Source organism: Parafrankia sp. Ea1.12 (assembly GCF_900465275.1).
In the GTDB taxonomy this organism is placed as follows: Bacteria; Actinomycetota; Actinomycetes; order Frankiales; family Frankiaceae; genus Parafrankia; species Parafrankia soli.
Genome location: NZ_UBIZ01000252.1, coordinates 25,932 through 40,645 on the forward strand (window position 1 = coordinate 25,932; position 14,714 = coordinate 40,645).

Below are 14,714 nucleotides of genomic sequence, written 5' to 3' on the forward strand. Positions count from 1 at the left end.
ATCCCGCCCGTTCGGGTACATCTCACGGCCAAATGCGCAGTAAGACCACTGTCTGGCCGATCGGGCGGCCGATCGTAAACTGTGCATGTGGATTCCACCGTGGCCGACCCCGTCATAGGTCGTCTCCTGGACGGGCGGTACACCGCCCAGGAGCGGCTCGCCGTCGGCGGGATGGCGACGGTGTACGTCGCCCATGACAACCGGCTCGACCGGTTCGTCGCCCTCAAGATCATGCATCCGAACCTCAGCCACGATCCGGAGTTCGTGGCCAGGTTCCACCGGGAGGCGAACGCGGTCGCGCGGCTGAACACGCCGTGCGCCGTCTCGATCCTCGACCAGGGGTCCGACACCAGCCCGGCCGGTGTCCTGCACTACCTGGTGATGGAGCTGGTCCGCGGGCGCTCGCTGCGCCAGCACCTGGGGATGCGCGGGCGGCTCACCGTCGCCGAGGTCGTCGAGATCTTCGAGCCGGTGGCCGAGGCGCTCGCCGCGGCGCACGCGGCCGGCATCATCCACCGCGACATCAAGCCGGAGAACATCCTGCTCGGTGACGACGGCCGGGTGAAGGTCGCCGACTTCGGCCTGGCCCGGCCGGTCACCAATCCCACGGCGGCCCTCACCGGCGGAGTGGTGATGGGGACGGTCGGCTACCTGGCCCCCGAGCAGGTCACGCACGGCACCGCGGGCATGCGCAGCGACGTCTACGCGGCCGGCGTGATGCTGTTCGAGATGATCACCGGCAACCTGCCGCACACCGGTGAGACGCCGATGTCGGTCGCCTACCAGTCGGTGCACGGTGACGTGCCGGCGCCGTCCACGGTCGTGCCGGACGTCCCCGCCGAGCTGGACGCGCTGACGCTGCGGGCCACCGCCCGCGACCCGAACCACCGGCCGGCCGACGGCGCCGCGCTGCTGGCCGAGCTGCGCGCGATCCTGCCCTACCTTCCGGCGCCGGACGCCGGGGAGGAGTACCACTCCGGCTTCACCGGCCCGCTGGCGGCGCCGCCGCGTCCGGCCCCGCCCCGGCCGCCCGCCGGGCCGCAGGTCGCCCCGACCAGCATGCTGGGCACGGGCTCCGGCTCGTCCTCGGGCGGGCGGCGGCGGGCGCAGCGGACGGGGCCCGGCTCGCGGCTGCCGGTCGGCCCCGCCGTCATCGCCGCGGTGGTCGTCGTGTGCCTCGTGCTCGGGGTGCTCATGCTGCGGTCGCTCGTCGGCGGCGGGAAGCCCGAGGTACCAAAGCTGATCGGCCTGGCCAAGGCGGACGCCGAGCAGGACCTGCGCGACGCCGGCCTGGCTTTCACCTACGGCGCGGAGATCGCCAGCGCCCAGATCCCGCAGGGGCACGTCGTCGAGCAGGACCCGAAGGATGGCGCCGCGGTCAGCGACGGCGCCGTCGTGACGCTGCGGCTGAGCTCCGGCGTCCCCAAGGCCACCGTGCCGGACCTCGCCGGCCTGACCGTCGACCAGGCACTGCCGAAGCTGACCGAGGCGAAGCTGGCGGACGGCGGGCGCAGCAGCGAGGCGAGCGACACGGTGCCGCAGGGCCAGGTCGTCCGCACCGAGCCCGCGGCCGGGGCGGTCGTCGACCCGAGCACGTCGGTGAAGCTCGTACTCAGCAGCGGGCCGTCCTCGGTCGCCGTCCCCAGCGACATCATCGGGATGACCTTCGACGAGGCCAAGGCGCGCCTCGACTCGCTGAACCTCAACCTCACGGTCCAGCAGAGCAATGTCGCCAGTGACAGCGTGGATCCCGGTCATGTGGTCCGCTCGTCGCCCGATCCCGGCCAGCGGGTGAACGCCGGCGGGGCGGTGACGCTCTTCGTCGCCCAGGAGGCCGACGACGACGGCGGCGACGGCGACGGCGACGGCGACGGCAGCGGCGTCATGGTCACGGTCCCGAACGTGGTGGGCAAGTCCTGGCCGGACGCCGAGCGCATCCTCAACCGCCTCGGGCTCAACGCCGACCGGTCGAACTGGTTCGCGGAGCGGGTCACGGGGCAGAGCCCCAAGGCCGGCCGCAAGATCGAGAAGGGCAGCACCGTCCATCTCAAGACGGAGTTCCGCGTAGGCAACTGATCCCTGGGCCGGGTGCGGGCCGGAGTGTGAGTTCCACCTGGCACCGCGTGAGTTCCACCTGGAACCGATTGCGGCACGCTGTGAGGAGGCCACTCGTCCCCGTGACGAGACACGCCCGGGATCGCGGTTACCGGCACCCACGATCGGGTACGGTCGATCTTCACCGGGACCGCGGGCCGGGGCAGGGGAACGAGGAGCGCGGGGGGCGACGTGGCGGCAGGGCGCGGACCGCGCTGGCGCGGGGGGCGGGCCGGACGCACCGCCGAGGTGCTCGACGGCCGGCGTGAGCCCCTCGACGAGACCGAGCTGCAACTGGCGCACGCGGTCGCGACCCTGCGGGCGCTGCCCGGTGCGCTGCCCGCGCCGGCGATGTCCCCCCGGGTCCGCGCCGAGATCCGGGCGATGCTCCTCGCCGAGCCGATCGGCGCCCGCGGCACCCACGAGGTTGGTGAGGGCAACGGCAGGGAAACCGTCGGCGCGGCTGAGAGCACCCGGCGGGCACAGCCGACCCGACCGACCCGACCGGTTCCTCGGCCCGCCGCGCTCGTCACCCGGCCAGGCGGGATGGGCGTCCGGCAGGCGTTGCGCGCCGCCCGGCCGGCCCTGGTCGGGGCGCTGGCCGTCTCGGTCGCGACGGTGGGCGTCGCCGTGAGCGCCGAGCAGGCCCTGCCCGGTGAGCTGCTCTACGGAGTGAAGCGGCAGGTCGAGCAGATTCAGGTCAGCCTGGCCGGCAACCGCGTCGATCGCGCCAAGATCCAGCTCTCCGTCGCCCGGAACCGGATGGACGAGCTCGCCGCGGTCGTCCATCCGGCAGCCCGGCCACCGGCCAGCACGCGCACCGACTCCCCCGCCACCGGCGGAACCACGGCTGGCCTCGGCCCGACTGACGGCGGCCCGACTGACGGCGGCCCGACTGACGGCGGCCCGACTGACGGCGACGCAGCCAACGGCGACCCGGCCGGCGGCGGTGCCGCCGCATCGCCCTCGGGCCAGCCACTTCCAGCAACGACCCCCGGCCCCGGATCTGCCGGGGTACCGCCGACAGAGGCGGCGCCAGAGCAGACGGGCGACCCGGTCGCGGGCGGCCTGGTGCGAACGGGCGGATCGGTGCCGGCGGGCGCCGCGACCCCCGATCCGGCCGTTTCCTCCCCGAGCCACGCGGCGCCCGGGGGGCGTCCGGCCGCGGACGGGGACATCGGCACGGTGACCAGGCTGCTGCGCGACTGGTGCGACGAGGCCGGGGCGGGGAGCGCGGTCCTGATCGAGGAGGCGCTCGCGGGCAGCCGCGACGCCCGGGCGACCCTGAACGAGTTCGCCGCGGACCAGTCGACGCGCCTCGAGGCGCTGTTCGACGCGCTGCCGACCGGCTCGGTATCCGGCGCGCACAAGGCTCGGCGGATCATCCACGACGTCGACTCGACGCTGGCCGTCACCGCCCCGGAGGCCGACGGGCCGTCCGGGGCCGGCACCGCGGCGGGGCGCGGCGGCACGACGGCCGGGACGGCGAGCGGCGGCACCTCACCTGACCCGACCAGCCGGGCACGTTCGGCCGACGGGATGACCAGCCCGACGGTCACTGAGCGCGGCGACTTCCAGCGACAGTCCACCGGGCCGCGGGCTACGGCGCCCGTGCCGACCGTCCCCGCGGCGATCGGCGGCATGGCCGGCGGGTTCCTCCCCGGCCTACCCTTCCTCACACCGGCACAGTCACTGACACCTGACCAGCCATCGACGTCCGACAAGCCGTCGGCACCTGTCCAGCCAGCGGCATCCGGGCAGGCGTCGACACCCACGCCCGCATCGCCGCCGCCCGGCACGGTTCCCGGAGATCCGGGCGCCCCGCCGGCGGACCGGTCGGCACCCGATCTCCCGCTTGTTCTGGAACCAGAGCCGTCGGCACCGCCGCCGACGGGCGGGCATCCCGGCGGCGGCACGTCGGCACAGTCCTCCCCCACGACGCCGCCGGACGTCCTCGAGACGTTCGACGCGCCCGCGAAGGCGGTCGGCCCCGGCGACGGCCCCGCCGGTGACCCCGCGGTCGACGATCCCGCCGGTGGCGGGGCCGAGCAGACTCCGGCGGACGGTTCGTGGTCGGACGGTCCGCGGCCCGAGGTGTCCCCCGTCGCTCAGCCGTCACCGGCGGCGTCGGACGACCCGCTGGCGGAGAAGGCCGTCTTCGGGGAGTGGGCGGCCGAGGCCGCCCCGGACAGCGCGGAACCACCCAGCCCCGAGACAGCCCCGAACGGAAAGACGGCCCCGACCGCCGGGACGACGCCGACCAACACGACGCCACCGACCGGCGGAACCGCGGTCACCCCGAAGACCACAGCGAGCGCGGCAGCCACCCCGACGACCGAGGCCACCGAGGACGTCACCGGAGGGAACGCGCCGGCCGGGCAGCCGTGACCGCCCGCCCCGGGCCTGTGCCAGGGGCGGGCGGGACACCGGTCAGTGGGTGTGTGTGTCGCGCTCCACGCGGGCCTGCTGCAGCGACTCGGCCACCAGGAAGGCCAGCTCGAGCGCCTGGCCGGTGTTCAGCCGCGGATCGCAGGCCGTCTCGTAGCGGCCACCGAGGTCGGCCTCGCCGATCATCTCCGCGCCGCCGAGGCACTCGGTGACGTTCTCGCCGGTCAGCTCGATGTGCAGGCCACCGGGGTGCGTCCCGAGCCCCTTGTGTACCTCGAAGAACCCGAAGACCTCGTCGAGGACGTCGTCGAAGTGCCGGGTCTTCACGCCGCCGACGTCACGGGTGTTGCCGTGCATCGGGTCGCATGACCACACCACGGGATGCCCGGCCGCGTTCACCTTGTCGATGATCGGTGGGAGGGCGTCACGCACCCGCTTGGCGCCCATCCGCGCGATCAGCGTCAGCCGGCCGGGGATGTGGTCGGGGTTGAGCCGCTCGGTGAGCGCCACGACCTCGTCCGGCGTCGCCGTCGGGCCGATCTTGCAGCCGATCGGGTTACCGACCCGGGAGAGGAAGTCGACGTGGGCACCGTCGAGGTCACGGGTGCGCTCGCCGATCCAGATCATGTGCGCCGACAGGTCGTAGACCTCGCCGGTCGACTCCTCGGTGCGGGTGAGCGCCCGCTCGTACTCCATCAGCAGGCCCTCGTGGCTGGTGAACATCTCGACACCGGTCAGGGCCGCCGTGCGGTCCGGGTCGATGCCGCAGGCGGCCATGAACGCCAGCGCCCGCTCGATGTCGACGGCCATCAGCTCATAGCGGCGGCCGGCGGCCGAGTCGCGCACGAACGCCTTGTTCCACTCGTGAACCTTGTGCAGGTCCGCGAAGCCGCCGGTCGCGAACGCCCGCACCAGGTTCAGCGCGACGGCGCTCTGGTGGTAGGCGTCGACCATCCGCTTCGGGTTCGGACGGCGGGCCTGCGCGTTCGGCGCGATGTCGTTCACCGCGTCGCCCCGGTAGGAGGGCAGCCCGGTCGAGGCCTCGATGTCGGCCGAGCGCGGCTTGGCGTACTGGCCGGCGATGCGGGCCACCTTGACCACCGGCGTGCTGGCGCCGTAGGTCAGGGCGACCGCCATCTGCAGCAGGGTCTTGACCTTGTCGCGGATCTTGTCCGCGGTGTTGGCCGCGAAGGTCTCCGCGCAGTCACCGCCCTGAAGCAGAAACGCCTCGCCGCGGGCCACCATCGCGAGACGGTCGGTCAGCGAGCGCACCTCCGGCGCGGTCACCAGCGGCGGCAGGGCCGAGAGCTCGGCGAACGCTGCCGCCAGCTCCTCCTGGTCGGGCCAGGAGGGCTGCTGCCTGGCTGGGAGGCTCCGCCAGATGTCCAGGTCGTTGCTCACGAGTCACCAGGGTACGGCTACGGCGCCGACATCTCCTGCGGTTTGCGCCGGCCGGTCGCGCTCCCCTCATCCACCGGTGCGTCAGCCGAAGAAGACCTCCGCCTCGCCGTAGAGGTGCTCGGGGACGGTCTTGAGCTCGCCGGTCGCCTCGCTGAGCGGAACCCGGTCGATCCGCGTGCCGTGCAGGGCGACCATCGTCCCGAAGTCGCCCTCGTGCACGGCGTCGACGGCGTGCAGCCCGAACCGGGTGGCCAGCCAGCGGTCGAAGGCGGTCGGCGTCCCGCCGCGCTGGACGTGGCCGAGCACCGTCGCCCGGGTCTCCCGGCCCGTCCGGCCGCGGATCTCGGTCTCGAGCAGGCCGGAGATGCCCTGCAGGCGCACGTGACCGAAGGCGTCCAGCTCGCCCTCCCTGGCCATGGCGGTGCCGGCGATCGGCCGGGCGCCCTCGGCCACCACGATGATCGGCGCGTAGCGGGTGGCGAAGCGCTGCTCGACGAAGGCGCAGACCTTGTCGATGTCGAAGGGCCGCTCGGGGATGAGGATGACGTTCGCGCCGGCCGCCATCCCGCTGTGCAGGGCGATCCACCCGGCGTGGCGGCCCATCACCTCGACGACGAGGACGCGGTGGTGGCTCTCCGCCGTCGTGTGCAGGCGGTCGATGGCCTCCATCGCGATGTTCACCGCGGTGTCGAAGCCGAACGTGTAGTCGGTCGCGGAGAGATCGTTGTCGATCGTCTTCGGCACCCCGACGACCGGGATGCCCTCGGCGTGCAGGCGCGCGGCGGCGCCGAGGGTGTCCTCGCCGCCGACGGCGACGATGGCGTCCACGCCGGTGCGGTCAAGGGTCTCCCGGATGCGGGACGGACCGTCCGCCGAGGCGAACGGATTCGTCCGGCTGGAACCGAGGATGGTCCCGCCGCGGGGCAGGATGCCGCGCACGGCCGTCACGTCCAACGGGACGGTGTCGTTCTCCAGTGGTCCGCGCCAGCCGTCCCGGAACCCGACGAAGCTGTGCCCGTAGACGCCGACGCCCTTGCGTACGACGGCACGGATCACCGCGTTCAGACCAGGACAGTCGCCACCGCCGGTCAGCACACCGATCTTCACGCCCCAGGGCCCTCTCTGTTCGAGTCGCCCCCGATCTGCGGCACATCTGCCGGCGGCAGCCTAGCTCCCCGGAGACCCCGACCAGCCCTTCACCGTAAACACGGCGTGGCCAATCAAACACGTTCCGTCGACCGATCGTTCCGTCGGTTGGCGGAGTGCCCCGGCGCCTTCGGGGCGAGCTCGGCGCGCAGCGGCGCGAGGACGGCCCAGCGGGCCAGGTTGTGCCGCGCGTCGGCCAGCGCGTCGTGCGCGTCGGGCGGCGGCGGCGGCAGGCTGGGGCTGCCGACGTCCTCCCAGAGCTGGCGCAGGTCTCGGGTGAACCGCGGCAACCGGCGCGGCAGCGCGGGCATCTTCCCGAAGAGCTGGCAGAGCACGACGTGGTCGTAGGCGGCGTACCAGGCCCACAGCTCCGGCGAGCCGTCCGCCGTGAGGAACTGCGCCACCTCGTCCCGGATCCGCTCCCGCGACATCCAGGCCGGGCTGGACGGCGATGGCAGGCGGTCCAGGACGTTGCGGCGCACCCAGGGGACGGCGTGCGAGGGGTCGAACTCCGTCGAGACGGCGTAGAGCTCCCTCGTCCCGTCCTCGCTGACGATCCCGATGCTGACCAGGTCGAGCCAGTGATGGCCGCCGTCGTCGCGCTCGATGAACTCGGTGTCATAGAAGAAACGGCCGCCCACACCCCCAGTGTGCTCCGCCCGGCCGGGGCGCCGGCCAGGGGCCGGGGGCGGCGCCGGTCAGCGGCGGCGTAGCCGGACGAAGACGGGGCCGAGCACGGCGGCCGCCGCGGCGGCGCCCAGCAGCGGAAGGACCAGCAGGAGCAGGACGGGGTCGGAGTCGTCGGCCGCGGAGGTCGCCGCGGGCGCCCCGGACGGCGGCTGCCCCGCCGCCGCGCCGGCGCTCCCCGGCCCCGCTCCCGGGGCGGCGGCGCAGTTGACGGCACCCGCACGGGTGGGCGCGACCGGCGCCGGCGCGCCGGCGGCAGGCGTCACCTCCACGCTGACCCGGGTCGCGCCCGCCCCCGCGACCACGCACAGCACCCCGGCTCCGGGCGGGGAGGTGACCTGGCCACCGGTGACCCGCGCCTGGTAGCCCGACGGATAGGCCCACGCGGGCAGGACGACCGCCGTCGCCGTGCCCGGGGCGAACGTCCCGCCGCCGGCCCGGGACGGCTGGTAGACGAGGCGGAAGACGCCCGCGCCGTCGCGCTTGAACGACTCCGGCGCGCCCGCCACGGCGGCCGGGTAGGGCCGCACGATCTCCGCCGGGGGCGCGGTGAGCGCCCGCACCTCACCCGGCCCGATGCCGGTCGCGGAGGACTCGACGGCCGGGCCGTCGAAGAACCAGCCAAGCCCGAACGCGTCCCCGGCGTCGGCCAGCGCGGCGGCCCGGCGCGCGGAGCCGTCCACCCAGCCGGTGACGTACCCGGCCCCCTCGGCGGCCGCGACCCGCGCCGCGGGGTCGAACGGCGCCGGCTGCTCGACCCAGAGCGTGTGGTTCGTGTCGACGGCCCGCACGGCGCCGGCGAGATCGGCCGAGCCGACCCCGGCCGGCACCTCGTAGCCGATCAGCCCGGCCACCCCGCCGAAACGGCCGGCCAGGCGGGTCAGACCGGACGTCAGATCCGCGGCCGAGGGGGTGTAGCCGGCGGCGCCCGGGACGATCCGCAGCACCACGGTGAACCCGCGGCCGGTCAGCTCCCGGACGACCATGCCCGCCTGGTCGAGGCCGCCCAGCTCCCGGTCGCCCGGTGGCGGGGCCTCGCCCGACGGCGGGAACAGCCCGCCACGGGTCATCGGGATCTCCAGGCGCAGGCCGGTGAAGCCGAAGTCGAGCCACTGCGCGATCTCGCCGGCGGTGGGGACCCGCCCGGCCGGGACGGTGACACCGCGGGGCAGGACGACCCGTCCGGCGCTGTCGGTGAGGTGGGTGCCGGTGCGCGTCACGGTGCCCGACGGGACCTGGGGGGCCACGGCGGTCGGCGCGCCGGCACCGCCGGGCACGGACGCCGGCGGCTGGGCCGGGGTGGACGTCGAGACCCGCGCGGTCGTGGCGGCGGCCCGGCCGGACGGGCCTATCCCGACGTAGGACGGGAGGGGGACGGCGACGAGGGCGGCCGTGAGCACCACCGTCGCCCACCTGGCCGGGCGGCCGCCCCGGCGGCCGTCTCCCTTTCGCGAACCACCCGCAAAGCCGCGCACCCTGCAATCTTGCCGTGCCTGCGCGGAACCGCTCAGACCGCCCTGCGGACCGGCGGCTCACCGGCAGGGGGTACGCCGGGAGAAGAGTCCCCCGCGCGCCGGTCCTGCAGCGGACGCGGACCGTTCTCGGACCGCGGGCCGGTCTCGGAGCGCGCGGCGGTCTCGGAACGCGAGCCGGTGTCGGGCCGCGGGTCCGGCTCGGAGCGGGTGCCGGCCTCGGGGCGCGGGTCGGCCGGCGCGGCGGAGGCGGCCTGCGCCTCGCGGGCCGCGGCGAGCTCCTCCTTCCGCCGCTGCGCGTACATGTCGACGTACTCCTGGCCCGACAGGGACATCAGCTCGTACATGATCTCGTCGGTCATGGAGCGCAGCACGAAACGGTCATCGGCCATCCCGGCGTACCGGCTGAAGTCGAGCGGACGGCCGATCCGGATGCCGACCCGGCGGATCCGCGGGACGAGCCGGCCCAGCGGCTGGACCTCGAACGTGCCGATCATCGCGACCGGGATCACGGGCACCCCGGCCTCCAGCGCCATCCGGGCCACGCCGATCTTGCCGCGGTAGAGCCGGCCGTCGGGCGAGCGGGTCCCCTCCGGGTAGATGCCGAGCAGCTCGCCGTTGCCGAGCACCCGCACGCCCGTGCGCAGCGCGCCCTCGCTCGCCTTCCCGCCGCTGCGGTCGATCGGCACCTGGCCGACGCCGGAGAAGAACTTCCGCTTGCTCCAGCCCTTCAGCCCGACACCGGTGAAGTAGTCACTCTTCGCGAGGAAGGTGATCCGCCGCGGCACGACCAGCGGCAGGAAGAAGGAGTCGAGGAAGCTCAGGTGGTTGCTCGCCAGGATCACCGGCCCACGCGCGGGCACGTGTTCGAGACCCTCGACCCACGGACGCCAGAACACCCGCAGGATCGGCGTCAGGATGGCCTTGACGACCCAGTACAACACGCAAGCTCCCCGCTTCGTCGCACCTACCGCCCTCTGGCGGCATTCCCGGACGTCCGCGCCCGAACCCACCCGACGGCCGGACGCGTGCCCGACACGGTGAGTCAGGGCGAGCGCCACGACCCCGGGACGGGGATCGGACATGAACGGGTTGCCCGGGGTGACCATATGGACCCCTCACGACGTCGTCCACCCACGCGGCACAGACGTCGGTGTGTCATTGTCCGGCGCGGGCCCGGTGAGCCGGGAGCGGGCCCGCCGCGGGCCACGGCGAGAGCCGGCCCGGCCCACGCCGGGCGGGCGGACCTCCATCGATCCCACCGGCCTCACCCGACATCCCGTACCCCGACATCCCGCCGACATCGCGGAGACGTCCCGCCGACATCCTGCCGGCCGGTGCCAGCGGGAACGCGCCGGGAGCACGCAGAGCGCACCGGAGGGAACACACTCCGGCAACGACCGGTTCGTCCAGGATGATGGAAAGGCACACGGCCATGGCCAGTCGGCCCGGGGCGTGCGAGCATGCGAAGGTCGGCGTCGTTTCCCAGCACGGCGACGGACGGCAGGTGACAGTCGGGTGACCGGCGGTCGCTGCCGGCCGACAGGCGATGCGGGCCGACAGGCGATGCGGGCCGGCGGTCGACGCCAGCCGGCGCACGCACGGTCACGGAGGCGCCCACGTCATGAACCGCGGCGGGCGCGTCGCGGGCGCTCGACGCGGAGGGAGCGGATCACCATGGCGGGAGTCCCGGAGCCGGCGATCCTGCCCGGCGCCGAGCCCTTCGATCTCGACGGCGGCGGTGTCGACGGCGTGGGCGTGCTGCTCGTCCACGGCTTCACCGGCTCGCCGCAGAGCATGCGACTGTGGGGGGACCACCTCGCCGCGGCCGGCCTGCGCGTGAGCTGCCCGCGGCTGCCCGGGCACGGCACCCGGTGGCAGGACATGGCCGGCACGACCTGGCAGGACTGGTACGGCGCCGCCGACGCGGCCTTCGGCCGGTTGAGCGCCTCCTGCGACCGGGTCTTCGTCATGGGCCTGTCGATGGGCGGGACGCTCACGCTGCGCCTCGCCGAGGAGCACGGCGACAAGGTCGCGGGAGCGGTCACCGTCAACGCCAGCCTCGGCACGGACCGGCGGACGGCCGCGCTGGCGCCGCTGCTGTGGCGGATCCTGCCGACGGTGCCCGGGGTCGCGAACGACATCCGTGATCCCGCCGCGACGGAGGTCGGCTACTCGCGTGTTCCGACCAGGGCGTTCGCCTCGTTGCGCGAGCTGTGGGCGGTGACCCTGGCGGACCTCGGCCGGGTGGTGTGCCCGGTGCTGGCCTACCGCAGCGTGACCGATCATGTGGTCGAGCCGACGTCCGGGCGTCTGCTGCTCGCGGGTCTCACGTCCGCGCCCGCCGAGGAACAGCTGCTGCACTACAGCTACCACGTGGCCACCCTCGACCACGACAAGGAAACGATCTTCAAGGGGAGCATCGACTTCGTCACCGCGACACCGGGGCCGGCCGGCTCCGGCCAGCCCGAGCCGAGGCCGGGCCGTCATGCCTGAGAACCCGGCGGGTTTCGGGCAGCCGGACGCTGACCCCGACGAGATCCCCACCGAGCCGACGTCACCCCCCGCGGCAGCGGCGGCGGATCAAGCGGCTGCCGGTGGTTCGGGCTCCGCGGGAGCCCCCGGCTCAGGCCGTCCGGTGGAGTCGCCGAACGCGGAAGCGGGAGCCGCCGGCTCTGGCGAGGGACGAGAGGACGGCACGGCACCGGATGCCGGTTCGCCGCAGGCGGCTGGTTCCCCCGATACGGCTGGTTCCCCGGAGGCGGCTGGTCCGGACACGGCTGGTTCCCCGGACCGGGGGGCCACGCGCGCCGACACCGCCTCACCGAGCCTGACCGACAGCGGGGCTGACGGGGCGGGCGCGGCGGGCCGGCGGACCCCCCGGGAGCGCCGCTCACCGGCCGCCGACGAGGCGGCCTTCCTCGAGCTGATCGCCCGGTTCGACCAGGAGCCGCCGCCGGGCGAGCGGCTGTGGCCGGCCGCCGAGGACGTCGACGAGCCCCGACGGCCGTCCGTCATCATCATCAGGCCCGCGGGTCGGCAGCCCGACGGCATGCCGCCGGACGGGCGCCACCTCGCCGGCGACGACACCGACCCGGGCACCGAGCGCACCGAGCCGGCGTCCCCGCTCGGCCGCCGCACGGACGGCGCCGCCCCGGTGGATCTCGACGGGTCGAGCGAGGACCGCCCCAACGCCGGCCTGACCGGTTCCGACCGCACCGGCACCGATCGCACCGGCACCGATCGCACGGGCGCCGGGAACGCAGGCACGGGCCGCCAGGGCGGCGGCCGGGGCGAGGCCGGGGCCGCCGACGAAGCGGACCGCGCGGGAAACAGCCGCGGGCGGGACAACCGCTCCCCGCTCGACGGCATCGCGGGGCTCGACGCCGCCGTGCGGGCCGCCTTCGGCACCGCGGGTCGCGACGCTCCCGAGTATCCGGGCGCGGACGACGACGATCACTACGTGCCGCCGCCACCACCGCCGGTCCCGAAGCTGCGGCCGGTCACCCGCTGGGCGCTGGGCTCCATCGCGCTCGGCGTCGCGATCCTGGTGGTCCCGACCCTGATCGGGCTCAACCATTCACGTTCCCAGGACGTCGCGGGCGTCCTGCTCATTCTCGGAGGCGTCGGGACGCTCGTGGCCCGCATGGGCGACCGGCCGCCGACGGACTTCGACGGACCGGACGACGGCGCGGTCGTCTGATCGCGCCGACGGACCGGACGCGCCTGGGGCGCGTCCGGTCCGTCGGCGTTGCTCCAACCAGCCCGACCTGCCGGCGCGGCGTCGGGTACGGCGACCGACAGATGACGGCGGAAGGACGGCGGCGTGCGTTTCCACGAGCAGGTCGAGGTGCACGGGCACCTGATGGACACCGGTGTGCTGGCGCGGGTGCTGGACGACGTCCTGGCCTACGGCGGTGACTACCGGGTCGACAAGATCGACCTCGGCCGGACCCACGACGACGAGTCGCACGCCGTGGTCACGGTCGGGGCGGAGTCGGCGTCCAGGCTGGCCCGGATCCTGATGCGGGTGCAGGTGCACGGGGTGAACAAGCTCGTCCCCGGCGAGGCGCGGATGTGCGTGGCCGACGCGGACGGCGTCTTCCCGGAGGACTTCTACTCGACGACGAACCTGGAGACCGTCGTGCACCTCGACGGGCAGTGGGTGCCTGTCGAGCACCCGGAGATGGACTGTGGGCTGATCGTCTCCGGCGGCCGGGTGCGCACCGTCCCGGTGGCCGACGTCCGCGCCGGCGACGTGATCGTCTGTGGCATCGACGGGGTCAAGGTCGTCCTGCCCGTCTCGGACCACTCGACCCGGCTGCACGGCGAGTTCGCGTCGATGTCGACGTTCAGCTCCACCGCGGCCCAGCCGCAGGCCGTCCTGGTCAAGGCGATCGCCCGCCAGATCCGCGAGGTCAAGGCCGAGGGCTACCAGGTGCTGTGGGTGGCCGGGCGCGCGGTGGTCAGCACCGGCGCCTCCCGCGCGCTGACCGCCCTGGTCGAGGCGGGCTACGTCGACGTGCTGTTCGGCGGGAACGCGCTGGCCACCCTCGACCTCGAGCGCGCCCTGTTCGGCAGCGCGCTGGGCCTGGGCTCGCCGCACAGCCGGCGGGTGCAGCGTGGCAACGAGCAGCACATCCGCACCGTCAACACGATCCGCCGGGCCGGGTCGATCCGGGCCGCGGTCGAGTCCGGCCTGGTCACCAAGGGTGTCATGCACGCGATGGTGAAGGCCGGCAAGTCGTTCGTCCTCGTCGGCTCGGTCCGCGACGACGGCCCGCTGCCCGACGTCCACACCGACGTCGTCGCCGGGCAGCGGGCGATGCGGGCCGCGCTGCGCGGCGTCGGCTTCACGGTGATGGTCGCGACCACCCTGCACTCGGTCGCGACCGGCAACATCCTGCCGGCGTCGGTCCCGGTGGCCTGCGTCGACACGAACCCGTCGATCGTCTCCGGCCTCACCGACCGCACCTCGGCCCAGGCCCTCGGAGTCGTCGCAGACGCCGGGCTGTTCCTCGAGCAGCTCGCGACCGAGCTCGTCCCCGACTACCAGACCTGATCCGCGGAGGACGAGAACGCGCCGCTGTGCAGAACGGGCACGATCGGGTCGGCGTTGAGCTGCGCGGCGGATGCGACGTCGTCGTCCCAGCCCAGGTTCAACAGCTCCCGCCCGGAGACGGACCCACGTAGCTCGTCGTGAAGGTCGGGCTCGGCCGAACGGAAGGCGGCCATGGCAGCTCGGGCCTCCGGGGAGACCCGTGATCGGGGCAGCGCACCCGCGTCGACGGCACTGGCGATGACCGCGATGTACCGGCCTGCGGCGACTTCGTCCGCGAGCAGGTTACCCACCGCCGCCGCGTTGCGCAGGCATCCAGCGATCAGGGTCGCCCCGATGTCGGCTGCTGCGGCTGGCAGAGCGGCGCCGTTCGGCGAGGGCAGGACCAGACGGGTGCCGGCTGGAATGTGGGCGAGGTCGGTGGGCGACAGGGACCACGGCGTTGCCGGATCCTCCCCCTCCCCCTC

Annotated in this window: 11 protein-coding genes; 5 read left to right on the plus strand and 6 right to left on the minus strand. The window is 74.3% G+C overall.

Features of this window, described 5'->3' with window-relative positions:
* Nucleotides 1-99: 99 nt before the first annotated feature.
* Nucleotides 100-2,076 carry a Stk1 family PASTA domain-containing Ser/Thr kinase gene (gene pknB, locus FMEAI12_RS10840; RefSeq protein ID WP_235013884.1) on the plus strand — a complete coding sequence of 659 codons (1,977 nt, stop codon included), beginning with the start codon at nt 100-102 and terminating at the stop codon, nt 2,074-2,076.
* 210 nt (nt 2,077-2,286) lie between these two features.
* Entirely contained in the window at nt 2,287-4,482 is a 2,196-nt protein-coding gene (locus FMEAI12_RS10845) for a DUF5667 domain-containing protein (protein ID WP_146776672.1), read from the plus strand.
* Between the two features lie 42 nt (nt 4,483-4,524).
* On the opposite strand, the gene FMEAI12_RS10850 is transcribed toward FMEAI12_RS10845, so the two are convergent.
* From FMEAI12_RS10850 to FMEAI12_RS10870, 5 genes are all read right to left on the minus strand, one after another.
* Nucleotides 4,525-5,883: a class II 3-deoxy-7-phosphoheptulonate synthase gene (locus FMEAI12_RS10850; RefSeq protein ID WP_112105918.1), complete on the minus strand. Its 1,359-nt coding sequence runs from the start codon at nt 5,881-5,883 to the stop codon at nt 4,525-4,527.
* A gap of 81 nt (nt 5,884-5,964) precedes the next feature.
* Nucleotides 5,965-6,990, minus strand: coding sequence for a 6-phosphofructokinase (locus tag FMEAI12_RS10855; RefSeq protein WP_020459439.1), 1,026 nt, complete (start codon nt 6,988-6,990; stop codon nt 5,965-5,967).
* 113 nt (nt 6,991-7,103) lie between these two features.
* Nucleotides 7,104-7,670 carry a polyadenylate-specific 3'-exoribonuclease AS gene (locus FMEAI12_RS10860; RefSeq protein WP_112105919.1) on the minus strand — a complete coding sequence of 189 codons (567 nt, stop codon included), beginning with the start codon at nt 7,668-7,670 and terminating at the stop codon, nt 7,104-7,106.
* Between the two features lie 57 nt (nt 7,671-7,727).
* Nucleotides 7,728-9,119 carry a hypothetical protein gene (locus FMEAI12_RS10865; RefSeq protein ID WP_235013885.1) on the minus strand — a complete coding sequence of 464 codons (1,392 nt, stop codon included), beginning with the start codon at nt 9,117-9,119 and terminating at the stop codon, nt 7,728-7,730.
* A 104-nt stretch (nt 9,120-9,223) separates the two neighbouring features.
* On the minus strand, nt 9,224-10,132 hold the full coding sequence (locus FMEAI12_RS10870) for a 1-acyl-sn-glycerol-3-phosphate acyltransferase (protein WP_112105921.1): 909 nt from the start codon (nt 10,130-10,132) through the stop codon (nt 9,224-9,226).
* Nucleotides 10,133-10,865: 733 nt separating this feature from the next.
* Here FMEAI12_RS10870 and FMEAI12_RS10875 point away from each other — a divergent pair.
* The 3 genes from FMEAI12_RS10875 to FMEAI12_RS10885 all read left to right on the plus strand — a co-directional run bounded on the left by FMEAI12_RS10875 (nt 10,866) and on the right by FMEAI12_RS10885 (nt 14,250).
* A complete protein-coding gene (locus FMEAI12_RS10875) occupies nt 10,866-11,684 on the plus strand; it encodes a carboxylesterase (RefSeq protein ID WP_112105922.1) in 819 nt (272 codons plus the stop codon).
* The gene (locus tag FMEAI12_RS10880; protein ID WP_146776673.1) at nt 11,677-12,891 is read left to right on the plus strand and encodes a hypothetical protein; all 1,215 of its coding nucleotides are present in this window, start codon (nt 11,677-11,679) and stop codon (nt 12,889-12,891) included. Before FMEAI12_RS10875 ends, FMEAI12_RS10880 begins: the two co-directional genes overlap by 8 nt.
* A gap of 123 nt (nt 12,892-13,014) precedes the next feature.
* Nucleotides 13,015-14,250 (plus strand): TIGR00300 family protein, encoded by a 1,236-nt coding sequence (locus FMEAI12_RS10885; protein ID WP_112105924.1) that lies wholly within the window; start codon nt 13,015-13,017, stop codon nt 14,248-14,250.
* On the opposite strand, the gene FMEAI12_RS10890 is transcribed toward FMEAI12_RS10885, so the two are convergent.
* The coding region (locus FMEAI12_RS10890; RefSeq protein WP_200835250.1) for a 2-phosphosulfolactate phosphatase at nt 14,238-14,714 on the minus strand (477 nt) is incomplete at its 5' end. The genes FMEAI12_RS10885 and FMEAI12_RS10890 overlap by 13 nt on opposite strands.